Annotated in this window: 14 protein-coding genes; 9 read left to right on the plus strand and 5 right to left on the minus strand. The window is 61.0% G+C overall.

All coding sequences use genetic code 11. The features are described from left to right. The first annotated feature begins 87 nt into the window (after nucleotides 1-87). A complete protein-coding gene (locus J3364_RS07770; protein WP_349557796.1) occupies nucleotides 88-1,377 on the plus strand; it encodes an MFS transporter in 1,290 nt (429 codons plus the stop codon). 89 nt (nucleotides 1,378-1,466) lie between these two features. Continuing rightward, on the plus strand, nucleotides 1,467-2,096 hold the full coding sequence (locus tag J3364_RS07775; protein WP_349557797.1) for a LysE family translocator: 630 nt from the start codon (nucleotides 1,467-1,469) through the stop codon (nucleotides 2,094-2,096). Between the two features lie 3 nt (nucleotides 2,097-2,099). On the opposite strand, the gene J3364_RS07780 is transcribed toward J3364_RS07775, so the two are convergent. After that, nucleotides 2,100-3,224, minus strand: a complete 1,125-nt coding sequence (locus J3364_RS07780) for a patatin-like phospholipase family protein (RefSeq protein WP_123632960.1) — start codon at nucleotides 3,222-3,224, stop codon at nucleotides 2,100-2,102. Between the two features lie 146 nt (nucleotides 3,225-3,370). Between J3364_RS07780 and J3364_RS07785 the strand changes: the two genes are divergently transcribed. Both J3364_RS07785 and J3364_RS07790 read left to right on the plus strand, forming a co-directional pair. After that, nucleotides 3,371-3,988, plus strand: coding sequence for a LysE family translocator (locus tag J3364_RS07785; protein WP_349557799.1), 618 nt, complete (start codon nucleotides 3,371-3,373; stop codon nucleotides 3,986-3,988). Nucleotides 3,989-4,133: 145 nt separating this feature from the next. Then, complete coding sequence (locus tag J3364_RS07790) at nucleotides 4,134-4,424, plus strand: DUF6482 family protein (RefSeq protein ID WP_349557800.1); 291 nt, start codon at nucleotides 4,134-4,136, stop codon at nucleotides 4,422-4,424. Nucleotides 4,425-4,467: 43 nt separating this feature from the next. Here the strand turns inward: J3364_RS07790 and J3364_RS07795 are convergent, their stop codons facing one another. The 3 genes from J3364_RS07795 to J3364_RS07805 all read right to left on the minus strand — a co-directional run bounded on the left by J3364_RS07795 (nucleotide 4,468) and on the right by J3364_RS07805 (nucleotide 7,802). After that, complete coding sequence (locus tag J3364_RS07795) at nucleotides 4,468-5,532, minus strand: hypothetical protein (protein WP_349557801.1); 1,065 nt, start codon at nucleotides 5,530-5,532, stop codon at nucleotides 4,468-4,470. 184 nt (nucleotides 5,533-5,716) lie between these two features. Continuing rightward, nucleotides 5,717-6,781 (minus strand): hypothetical protein, encoded by a 1,065-nt coding sequence (locus tag J3364_RS07800; protein WP_349557803.1) that lies wholly within the window; start codon nucleotides 6,779-6,781, stop codon nucleotides 5,717-5,719. 133 nt (nucleotides 6,782-6,914) lie between these two features. Then, nucleotides 6,915-7,802: a chemotaxis protein gene (locus tag J3364_RS07805; protein ID WP_349557804.1), complete on the minus strand. Its 888-nt coding sequence runs from the start codon at nucleotides 7,800-7,802 to the stop codon at nucleotides 6,915-6,917. A gap of 258 nt (nucleotides 7,803-8,060) precedes the next feature. On the opposite strand from J3364_RS07805, the gene J3364_RS07810 reads away from it, so the two are divergent. The 5 genes from J3364_RS07810 (at nucleotide 8,061) to J3364_RS07830 (ending at nucleotide 10,979) form a co-directional block, all read left to right on the plus strand. Further along, nucleotides 8,061-8,516, plus strand: a complete 456-nt coding sequence (locus J3364_RS07810) for an aminoacyl-tRNA deacylase (RefSeq protein ID WP_349557805.1) — start codon at nucleotides 8,061-8,063, stop codon at nucleotides 8,514-8,516. A 135-nt stretch (nucleotides 8,517-8,651) separates the two neighbouring features. Next, nucleotides 8,652-9,158, plus strand: coding sequence for a DUF2244 domain-containing protein (locus J3364_RS07815; RefSeq protein WP_349557806.1), 507 nt, complete (start codon nucleotides 8,652-8,654; stop codon nucleotides 9,156-9,158). Nucleotides 9,159-9,375: 217 nt separating this feature from the next. Then, entirely contained in the window at nucleotides 9,376-9,669 is a 294-nt protein-coding gene (locus J3364_RS07820; RefSeq protein WP_349557807.1) for a hypothetical protein, read from the plus strand. 25 nt (nucleotides 9,670-9,694) lie between these two features. Continuing rightward, nucleotides 9,695-9,892, plus strand: a complete 198-nt coding sequence (locus tag J3364_RS07825) for a hypothetical protein (RefSeq protein ID WP_123632975.1) — start codon at nucleotides 9,695-9,697, stop codon at nucleotides 9,890-9,892. 115 nt (nucleotides 9,893-10,007) lie between these two features. Further along, a complete protein-coding gene (locus J3364_RS07830) occupies nucleotides 10,008-10,979 on the plus strand; it encodes an MBL fold metallo-hydrolase (RefSeq protein ID WP_349557808.1) in 972 nt (323 codons plus the stop codon). Nucleotides 10,980-11,187: 208 nt separating this feature from the next. Here J3364_RS07830 and J3364_RS07835 read toward each other — a convergent pair whose 3' ends face one another. Next, complete coding sequence (locus J3364_RS07835) at nucleotides 11,188-11,655, minus strand: Lrp/AsnC family transcriptional regulator (protein WP_349557809.1); 468 nt, start codon at nucleotides 11,653-11,655, stop codon at nucleotides 11,188-11,190. Between the last annotated feature and the right edge of the window lie 54 nt (nucleotides 11,656-11,709).

Here is an 11,709-nt window from a genome sequence, read left to right on the forward strand (position 1 = left end):
TGCGGATTGCTGTGGCAGGGCGTTAAGTCTTTACCATACTGGAATCATTGAAAGAGGACACTCATCGAATCTGGCCGGGGGACGCTCATGACCCGAACTGCAAAGACGCTGTCTTCGCTCATTTTCAGCATCATCCTGCTGATCGGCGGCAATGCCTTCCTGATGACTCTACTGGGCCTGCGACTGAGTATCGAGGGCGTCAGCCCGGGCGTCATCGGCTGGATCCTGGTGTTTTACTCGTTCGGCTTTGTCGCCGGGACGCTCTTCGCCGGGCGCATCATCGAGCGGGTTGGGCACATCCGTGCGTTTGCCGTGTTCGCGGCCATCCTGGCGGCGTCCATCCTGATCTATCCGATGGCGGTGCAGGCCGGCCTGTGGGGTGGATTGCGCGCCGTCGGTGGCTTTGTGATGGCCGGTCTGATGATCGTCATGGAGAGCTGGTTCAGCAGTAAGGCGGACAACCAGAACCGGGCCAGTCTGTTCGCGATCTACCAGATCGTGTTTTTCCTATCAACGGCTGGCGGTCAGGTGCTGATCCGCCTGGGGGACCCGGCCGGGTACATTCCGTTTTCCCTGGCGGCCATCCTGGTGGCGCTTGCGGTGGTGCCACTGTCGCTGACACGCCGGGAATCCCCCACCATCGTCCAGGGCGAACGCATGTCGTTGCGCCGCCTGTATGGCAAATCGCCGGTCGGCACCCTGGGCTCACTGGTGGCCGGGCTGTTGATCAGCGCCTTCTATGCCATGGGGCCAGTGTATGCCAATCGCATTGGACTGGATGTGGGCCAGGTCTCCAACTTCATGGCCTCGGCCATCATCGCCGCGATGGTCATGGCGTGGCCGGTGGGCCGTTTGTGCGACCGGTTCGACCGCTATCGCGTGATGGTGGTGACGGCGCTGATCGCCGCCGGCTGCAGTCTGGCAGCGGCGTTTATTGGCGGCATGAGCGCCTGGGTGCTGGTGCTTTTCGTGGGACTGTACATGGGCATCAGTGCGACGCTCTACCCGATCGCCGTGGCCATCAGCAACGACCTGATGGACAGCCATCAGATCACCGCCGCCAGCACCGCCCTGCTCCTCAGCTACGGGATCGGCAGCTGCATCGGCCCGGTAGTCAGCGCCGCAGCGATGGAACTGATGGGCCCGGCGGGGCTGTTTGTCAGCAACGCCACCATCCTGGGCCTGCTGATGCTGTTCATGGTGGTCGGCCCCGGACGCCGCAAGCATCCGAGTGTTGAGGAGCAGGAAGATTACTACATGACCACGCCTGAGGTGGCCATCGCGATGGCCGACCTGGATCCGCGAAATCCGGATTTCGAGGAGCATCCGGCTGAGATGAAAGAGGAGCCGGCCGAAGTGGAAGCCGTCTCGCGTTAGGTGTATATACGGACCACGCCATGGGTGTTCAGCGCGTAGAGGCAGTTCTATGATGATCGGTTCCGTACGAATACCGTGAGACGTGTACCGTGGCTTCACTGAACCTGCATCTGCTGTCCGCCTTCATTCCCACCTTCTTCCTGGTGTCGCTGACGCCGGGAATGTGCATGACGTTGTCCCTGTCATTGGGGATTACCATCGGCGTGCGCCGTGCGATGTGGATGATGGTGGGCGAGCTGCTGGGCGTGGGTCTGGTGGCGACGGCGGCTGCGGTGGGTGTGGCGACATTTATGCTCGAGTACCCGACCGCGTTTGCCCTGTTCAAGTACGCGGGGGGCGTCTACCTGGCCTGGCTGGGCATCCAGATGTGGCGTTCCCGCGGCAAGCTGGCGCTCGGGGATCAGGATGAGCCGGCCCCGGCGGCTTCCCCCTGGCAACTGGCGACGCAGGGTTTCGTGACGGCGATTGCCAATCCCAAGGGCTGGGCGTTCTTTATTGCCCTGCTGCCCCCGTTTATCGACAGCAAGTTGCCCATGGCACCGCAGCTGACGACGCTGATCCTGATTATCCTGGGTCTGGAATTCATCTGCCTTCAGATCTACGCCCACGGCGGTCGCAAGCTGAGCCAGGCGCTGCGTCGCGGTGGCGGCGTCCGCACGGTTAATCGCGTGGCGGGCACCCTGATGATGGGCGTGGCCGCCTGGCTGGCACTGGGCTGATCGTCATGCCTCCCGAAAGAATTGTTCGATCTGTCTGGCCTGGGTCTGTGCGTCCTTGTAGCCCAGGCTAATCAGTTCCCGGCAGAAGCGGTGATCGAACATCAGGTAACTCGCCAGACTGGAGCCGGGCGTGTACGCCTCGCTGCTCGCGCCCGCCAATTTCCGCAACACCAGCGGCATGTTGTCCAGGTGACGGGTGGCGATTTCGCCAATGTCCTCGCTGGGGGAGATTTCCAGCAAATGCACCGGGCGCAGGTCCAGTCCGGACTCTTCCAGTTTTTTCTTCGGCACCAGTTCCAGCAGTTGGTTGATCAGCCGCAGGCGGTCGATGTCGTAGTCCAGGGTATCCAGAAACATCCCGTTGAAAACGTGGGCCAGCACCTGGCTGAATCCCGGCATCGGTGGCTGCTTGGGGCGACCGGGGAAACACACGTGATTGGCGCTGACACCCACCACAATCACCCGCTCGGCCCCCAGTCGCAACGCCGGGCTGATGTGAGCCATCTGCCGGGTGACGCCGTCGCCGAAATACTCGCGGTTGATCTTCACGGGGCGAAACACGGTAGGAATCGCCGATGACGCCATGATGTGGTCCAGCGTCAGATTGGTCCGCGCTCCGGCCCGCTGCCCTGTGGTCCAATTGGCCTTGTCCTTGCCCGCCTGGAAAAAACACACGTTCTGCCCGGTCGTATAGCCGCAGGCGTTGATGCCCACCGCACTGAGTCGATCCTCGTCGATCGCCGTTTTCAGGGCGCCGAAATCCACTTCCTTTTCCAACAGCGCACGCAGCGGGCTGTTGTTGAGCAATGACATGGGTTTTTCACCGGTGCTGTCCGTGATCAGCCGACGGGCGACGTCGCTGACGTTGCGCAGGATGTCGTAGCTGTGGCTCTTATAGATCTGGTCGATCGTCAACTCGGACCAGATGCCTTCCAGACGCGCGATGTTATGCCGGAACACGCCGCCACCGCTGGCAATGGCCACCGCATTGATAGCGCCGGCCGACGTGCCGGTAATGACCCGGAATGGGTGCGCCCAGTCCGGATACATCTCGGATATCGCCTTCAGCACGCCGACCTGATAGGCCGCCCTCGCGCCGCCACCGGTGAGGACCACGCCCGTCTGCATCGCCTACTCCTGTTCCGCCTGAATCGGTTAACCGTTCCCATAGGATAGCCGAAGCTCTTCGCGGTTCCGCCGACCGGATGACTCAGGCCACCTTCGACGCTAAACTGGAGCGCCTCTGCTCATCCTATTGATTCCGGGAATTCACCATGACGCTCGCCACCTGGCTAACGGTTGTCACCATCTGTGTTCTGGGCGCCATGTCGCCGGGGCCCTCTCTGGCGGTGGTGCTCAAGCAGACCCTGGCCGGTGGCCGTCGCAATGGTGTGGCCGCGGCTCTGCTGCACGGTCTGGGTGTGGGGTTGTATGCGCTGCTGAGCATCATCGGCCTGGCAGCGGTGATCAAGGCGTCGCCGGTGGCGTTCGGGCTGCTGCAGTGGGGTGGCGCACTCTACTTGGCCTGGTTGGGGATGAAGGGCCTTACCTCGAAACGTCGGGAGAATGGCAACCTGCCGGAGGTTCCAACCACCTCCAGTGCCGCGCGGGATGGCTTTCTGGTGGTGTTCCTGAACCCCAAGATTGCGGTGTTCTTTATCGCCCTGTTCAGTCAGGTGGTGGGCGTGGACACGTCCTTCGTGGCCAAACTCGGTTACGCCGCCACCGCCCTGGTGATCGACGGTGGCTGGTACCTGATCGTCGCCTGGATGTTTTCCAACCCGCGCTGGCTGTCCCGGTTGCAGCGCCACACCGTCTGGTTCGAACGTCTGTTCGGCGCCATCCTGGTGGGGCTGGCCGGTCGGCTGGTCCTGGGCATCCTGCGCCACTGACATCGCCCCGGAAGATTCTGATTACCTCACACACCTTTCCTTTGACGACCGATCCCGCCTATGCTGCTGCAAGGATCGACAAAAAAAGAATCCCCAATACCCGTGCGATCGTATCCATTTTCGTGATCCTCACTGGAGAACGGCAATGAACATCACCATGACCGAGGCCCGTCTCAGACCGGAAACCCACATCGACCTGCTCGAACTCGTTTCCATGGAAGGGCGCTACTACATGGCGCGCTTTTATATTGGCGATGACGCCTTCATTCTCGTCAATCGGGAGCAACGACCGGTGCTCTTCACCAGCACGTGTGACGCCCGGGACGCATTCCACCACTTCCACATCCATCAGATCGAGATCATCCCGCCTTCTGGAACTGACGAAATGGTCGGCATGACCAGCGATTCGGTGACGGAAATGCGGGTACGGTTTTAGACGGTGAGGGATGGGCCCCGACGGATGGCCGGGGCCCGGGCGGTCAGTCGTTGAGGGTGGTGTAGACGAGTGTGGACATGTCGGTACTGTCAGAGCCCGGCACCTCAATGTACCGGTCTCCACTGCCCCACAGCTGCCACCACGCGCGCTTGTTGTAGGTGCGGCTGGCGAAGTCCACCTGCAGGCCGTTGAGCGCCGTGTTATTCACCACGGGCACCGAGATGTTCCCCACTTCGCTACCCAGTACGCCACTGTGAGTGACGCCCTCGTTCATCAGGATCGGGTAGTGGTTGTAATAGAGACTCGACGGCGCATCCTGACTGGAGACTTTACCCGCCAGGCTCAGGTTCGAGACGCAGGAGTCGATGGCATTGGACGACGCCGAACCGCAGGACGAATGGGTCGGCACCACTCCATCGTCGGTGCCGTCGATAAACGGTTTGGTGACGCCGCCGTAGGAGGCACCGCCCGCCACGAATCGCAGCCTGGGAATGCTGTTGGGGCTGACGGCCAGATTGCGCGCCGCGTTGGTTTGCAGGTCGTTCACCACACCCAGCTTGCCGGGCTGCGGATCAATGCCGGTAAACAGCTTCACCGCCGCCTTGACCGGCGCCAGATACCAGCTGTCGTTGTAGGCCACGCTTACGGCGAGATCCGCCAGGTCCGTGCCGCCACCGGCGCCGGAGAAGTCCAGCGAAGCCAGGATTTTCAGCGGCGGCAGGCCGTCCGCTGCGAGCCAGCGGGCCTGGTTATCCAACAGGTAACGGGTCACCAGGTCGCCGGTGGAATGGGAGACGACGATGCAGTAATCGCTGCACAGCCCTTCCTGGGCAATCGCCTTCACCTGCTGGTAGGCCTGCTGGGCGATCTTGCCTTCGACGCGGCCGTCACTGGCCCAGTCGATCCGGGCTTCGGACCGGGACAGCCAGAAGGTGCGCCAGTAGTCCTCGCCGTTGGCTTTGACCGCATCCATGTCCGCCGGTGGCGACGCCAGGTCTTCCTGCTGGAAGCCGTGAACCAGAATGACGTTGTGTCCGGCCAGCTGCGCCAGCGCACCTGTCGAACAGGTCGCGGCCATCAGGGCGACCGCTATTGTTGTTTTCTTCATGATGTGCTCCGTGTGAGTCGATGTTGTTGTTTTTCCTCACTGCGCCTTCCCGAACCGCCTTCAGGCATGACGGCCTCTGACACGGGAAGGTATTCAGGGCCGGGTTGTGCCCGGCCTCGTCCGGCGGGTTCCTGCGCCACTGCACCTTCAGGCGGTGCGACCTCAGGGCGGACTCGACGGTCGATCAGGCTCCGGTTGCCATCTTTCTCAATATTGCGGCCCGTTGCTCTGATTCGGGATCCCTTGCGGGAATGTCTTCCAGCTGATCGAGTCCCGAAGCGTCGACGTCGAAGCCGTCCTCGGGACCGAAGGCGTAATCGGTCCGGTCACCCGGCCGCGCGGGCAAGCGTCGGATCTGCAGGCCCCTGAGCTGGAGCTTGCCGCTGCGGCCGGCCATCACGGAGCCGTGTGCCCGCAGCTCAATATCGGCTTTGGAACCATCCAGGCGCTGCTCGTGGCTCAGGTGCGCTACCGGCTGGCCATTGACGTAGAGATTGGCGCTCAGGGCATAGAAGCCGGCGTCGTCCGGCTCGAACTCGACCGGGATCACCAGGTTGTTGTTCTCGATGCGGGTCGTGCCCACGCCACTGAAATCGCCCAGATGGGGTTCGATCGAGAGGGTCGAGACGTGGCGCACGGTCTGACCGTCCACCCGGGCGGACACGATCAGCCGGTATTCGCCGGGCTCGCGATCGCTGTCCAACTCGCCCTGGTAGATCCCTTCCGGGGTTCGGGTCAGCGTGGTGCTGGCCTGGGCGCCCGATTGCTCCCCCGTCGGTTCCAGACTGGCTTCGACTCGCTGGCCGACCACCATCGGCCCTTCCAGGCTGGCGACCACCAGGATCGTCTCACCCCGGGTGAAGCGGTACTTTTCCAGGTTAACGGTGAAGCGTCCGTCGTCGGCCAACGGCAGGGTGACCGCCGTGTATTGATTGCCGGCATAGGCTTTAGCCTGATCGGGCGAGATGGGTACGGAATAGGCGGGATAGCGCGATGCCGCCTCGTACTGATCGGCCACCTGCGCCAGCATGAAGCGGATGGGGCCGTCGTCCTTGGGAGGCTTGGGCGTTGAGGGTTGCGCCGGCGCCGCCTGGCTAATGGCCTGCGTCCGGGGCGTGGCTTTCGACGGCGCAGTTACGGCCGCAGGACTCCTCGAGCCACCGTCATCGGGGACCTGTGACAAGGCATAACCAATGCCGGCCGCAGTGCCGACACAAGCCAGGATAAAAAGCGGGCCACGCCAGTGCATTGACCACTCCGTTGATGTGTCTCGTTGTCTTGTTGTTATTGGTTAAAACGTACACACCCACGGATTGGCTTACAAACCGTTACTTTTCAATTTGCGGCCCCAGTTGTCGAATTGCCTGTGACGGCCGTCACATTCACTGACTCTGTTCAGCACCCCGCAGCATTGCCTGCAGCAGCTCTTCGGCATCGAACTTGGTCAGGGCCTCGTTGGCGCCCACCTGGTTGGCGTAGCTGACGCTCATTTCGCTGTTCAGCGACGTGTGGAGAATAATGTAGGGCTGCCTGAGGGAACCGTTGTCACGGACCTGGAATGCCAGTTCGTAGCCGTCCAGCCCGGGCATCTCGATGTCGCTCACCAAGATGTCGATGGGCCGCCCTTCAGTACCGGCGTTGAGGAGGATCTGCAGCGCCTCGTTGCCGTTGGTGGTCACGAAATAGGGAATGTCCTTGCTGTCGAGCACATCGGACAGCTGTTTGCGCGCCACCTGGGAATCGTCCACCAGCAGGATGTTGAGGGACTTCAGGGTTTCCCGCTGGACGTCGGTCAACACGACCTCATCCGCTTCCACCGCGCTGGGATAGACCATCGACAGCAGCAGCTCCACATCCATCAACTGGATGACCTCGCCCTCGATGTCCAGCAGCCCCGTGACGAACGCCCGCTTGCCCAGGGCGGTGGGCGGGGTCTTCACCTGTTTCCAGTCCGCTTCGATGATCTTGCGCACGCTGCGCACCACGAAGCCCATTTCCTTGCGCTGGATATCGGTCACGATCACGGAACTCTGCTGTAGCTCCTCGCGAGTCAGGGGTGGATAGCCCACCGCCGCACCCATATCGATGACCGGGACGGCGGACCCGCGAAACGTGGTGGTGCCGATCACCGACGGATGACTGTGAGGCAGCTTGGTGAGCTGCGGCAACGGCATGATTTCCCGGATCTTCAGGGTACCGATGGCAAACGATTTCTGGCCGGAAAGGCCGAACAACAACAGTTTCTGGGCTTGATGGCTTGGATTGGACATCGTCTTCAGCGATCCCTGGTCAGCGCGTAGCCCGGCTGTGGACGGCGTGGGCCGTCGGCAACCGGTCAACCTATCGTTAATGGATACCGTTGAACTTAAACCGCCCGGCCGAATGGTTCAATTTCCGTTTGTGTCTCGTCGTCTCCTGAATCAACGTCCGTGGTAAAATAGCACTGCCCGGAACGGCCTCCGCCGAACACCGGGTCTCCCGATCGGGAGCATCATGGAACGTTCACTTCGGTGAAGGAGGTTAACGCCATGATCAGTGACAAACTCCGCAACTATCTTGAAAGCAATTCAGTGCACTACCGCACCCAGTTGCACGAACCGACCATCGGTTCGTCCCGTACGGCCCAATCGGCGCACATCCGCGGCCGGGAATTCGCCAAGACCGTCGTCATCAAATCCGGTGGCCGCCTGTTCATGACGGTTCTGCCGTCCACCGACCAGGTCCACCTGGATCAGCTGAAACAGGCCATGGGCACCCTGGACATGGAGCTGGCCAGCGAAGACGACATCACCCAAGCCTTCCCGGATTGCGAACTGGGCGCCATGCCGCCTTTCGGGAATCTCTACGATATGGATGTCTTTGTCAGTGAGCACCTGCGGGAAGACGATCACATCGCCTTCAATGCCGGCAGCCATGACGAGGTCATGCATATGAGCTATCAGGACTACGACCGGCTTGTTCGGCCTCAGGTCCTGCACTTCTGATGCACTGTCCGGGCCGGTGCCCGGTTGCAGCACCGGCCCTCCTTTCCATCCCCTATGCGCTACCACCGCAGCCACTTGCCACATTGACGGATGATCTATACTCAATCCTGACAGCTCTCGCATCCGACCATGGCCATGGTGGAACACCTCGTGAATGACCAGGGCGACCAGCTGCGGCTGACGCCCAACCGTTCCCTGAGCTGGCGTGGCAATATCCATGTCTGGCTGGGGTTGCTGATCATTATGGCCGGCATCAACACCGGCATGTGGCTCGCCGGCGCCTGGGTCATCCTGCCGTTTGCCGGACTGGAACTGGCGGCCCTGGCCATCGGGTTCTACCTGACCGCCCGCCAGTGTCGGCGTCAGGAGCTGTTGTTGATCGCACCGGAACTGTTGCGGCTGGAGAAAGGCATTTTCCACAAGGAGACGGAGTGGACCCTGCCTCGTCGTGCCACCCGCATTCACCTGGTGGCGGCCCGGCACCCCTGGACGCCGCCCCGGTTGTTCCTGTTGCACCAGGAGCTGGAAATTGCACTGGCGCCTTTCCTGAATATGGATGACACCCGACTTCTGGTGGACATCCTGGAAGGCCAGGGGCTCTGCGTCGAACGGCGGCAGCCGGATCAGGGCGTGTGGTTCTGAGACGGGTGTCGATGCTAACGATGCAGTGATCCAGCTCCCATAGGGTTGCGTACCAATAGAGCGCAACCATTTCAGAGTGGGGAAACGGTTGAATTTGCTCAGTTCGTCCCCATATCAAGAAACAATGCGGTCGACGCCTCAGAACCGCATGGGTTTCAAGAGCATTCTGTACCTGATTTTTTGTGTACACCAAAAACTCACGGAAGAGGATGAAATCATGGAACGTTTCGAAGCCGCGGATGCGGAGGACTATTTCCCAGCCTCCCCCTCCCGCCCCGTCTATCCAGACAATCTGGCGATAGCCACGGGTATCACCACAGCCTGCCTGTCGGCTGCCGTGCTCGTCATGCTCAACCTGCAGGACATCATGCCGGGTCTGGCACAGCATCTCGGTCAGCCGCTGCCTTATGAACACAAGCTGTGGCTGCTACCGACCAGCATCGTTGTCCTGTTTGCCAGCTCGATCTGGACCATGGGGCATCTGCGAACCTCCGATCATGAGGTTCATTGACGTTCAATCAACCAGAGGAGATCTTTTGGATACTTCGCAATCGATGATCAAGATCAAGCCAGCCAAGGGACTTTGGATGGCCAAGCACACCGGGCCGCACACGGAAGAGATTGTCAGCCTGTTTGGTAGTAACGTTCTGCCAACCGCATTTGCCAGCGATACCCCCCGTGACGTTGTGATTGCCGCCTTGCGCAAGCGCAACCCCGGCTTTGCCGTTCTCTAGAGAACCGGCGGGTGCCGAGCCCTGATCCATTCCTGCACGATCCAACGTAGATGCCGTGGACTTATGTGAAGCCAGCAGCAACGTTGGTAAAAGAAAAATGTTGGAGGGATATTGCATGAACCGATACCGGAACACCGCTATCGCCTTGGCCGCATCGCTTTTTGCCGCCGGCTCCGTCCAGGCAGACGCGCCCATGGTGAAGACCCAGGCGCCGGGCTACTACCGCACGATGCTCGGCGACTTCGAAATCACCGCACTGTCTGACGGCACAGTCCAACTGCCGGTCGACAAGCTGCTGCTGAATACCAACGAAGCGCATGTGCGCGACGTGCTGAAAGCACATTTCCTGTCCGCACCGCTGGAAACGTCCGTCAACGGCTACCTGATCAACGCGGGCGACAAGTTGGTTCTGATCGATACCGGCGCCGGCAGTCTGTTCGGCCCGACGCTGGGCAAACTGGAAAGCAACCTGGAAGCCGCGGGTTACACGCCGGATGAAGTGGACGAAATCTACATCACCCATATGCACCCAGACCACGTGGGCGGCCTGATCTCCGACGGTAATGTCGTCTTCCCCAATGCCACGGTCCGCGCGGCCCAGGCCGACGCCGACTACTGGTTGAGCAAAGACGAGATGGAATCGGCACCAGAAGGCAAACAGGGCTTCTTCAAGGGCGCCATGGCCTCCCTCAACCCGTACGTTGAGAGCGGCCACTTCAAAGCCTTTAGCGGCAAGACCGATCTGGTGGACGGCATCGAGGCCATTCCGGCCCACGGCCACACCCCGGGCCACAGCATCTACCATGTGGAAAGCGACGGCCAGTCCCTGATGCTCATGGGCGACCTGATTCACGTGGGGTCGGTTCAGTTCTCTGAGCCGTCCATCGCGATTCAGTTCGACAGCAACCCGGACCAGGCTGTGAACGCGCGCGAAACCGCGTTCGACAACGCGGTGGATACCGGCACGCTCATCGGCTCGGCACACCTGTCGTTCCCCGGCATGGGTCACCTGAAGGCGGCCGGCGACGGCTACGACTTCATTCCGGTGAACTACAACGCGACGGTCGTGCCACCGAAGTCGGAATAACGATGCCCGGCCACCTGTCCGAGTATCCCAAGGCGCCCTCGTGAGGCCGTGTGGAAACTGCTGCGCTTGGCTATACGGCGTTGGAATTGACCTCAAAATGCTCATTTATTACACATAAACTGCGCTTTTTCGGCCAATTCCGCCTTGTCTAGCCTGCGCTCGCGACGTTTTCACACGGCCTCCTCGTGGCGCCTTTTTTGTGGTCCGGTCAGACGGTGGGGAGATGCGTCAGCGGCAGCGCCGTCGTGTGTTTCATGGTCTCCATCACAAAACTGGCACTGACGTCCGACAGGTTGGCGCGGATGATCTGGCGATACAGACGATCGTAACCGGGCATATCGGTGACCACGGCCTTGATCAGATAGTCCAGATCACCGCTCATGCGATGCACTTCCAGAATCTCGGGAATGTCCGCCAGCACCTCCCGGAACTGCTCGGACCACTGGTCGTTGTGCTGGTTGGTGCGGATGGAGATATACACGGTGAGCGGCAGGTTGAGCTTTTCCGGGTCCAGCAGGGTCACCCGCTGACGAATGACGCCGCTTTGTTCCAGCTTCTGGATACGCCGCCAGCAGGCGGATTTTGACATGCCGACCTTCTCGGCCAGGTCGCCCACGGACAATCCCGCATCCCCCTGCAGCCATTCCAGTAGCTGCCGATCCTGCCTGTCGAGCATCCCCCACCCCACTATCGAAATATAATTTCAAATAAAACCAGAATCAAAGAACGA

Source organism: Marinobacter sp. NFXS9 (assembly GCF_040148665.1).
GTDB classification, from domain to species: Bacteria; Pseudomonadota; Gammaproteobacteria; order Pseudomonadales; family Oleiphilaceae; genus Marinobacter_A; species Marinobacter_A mangrovi.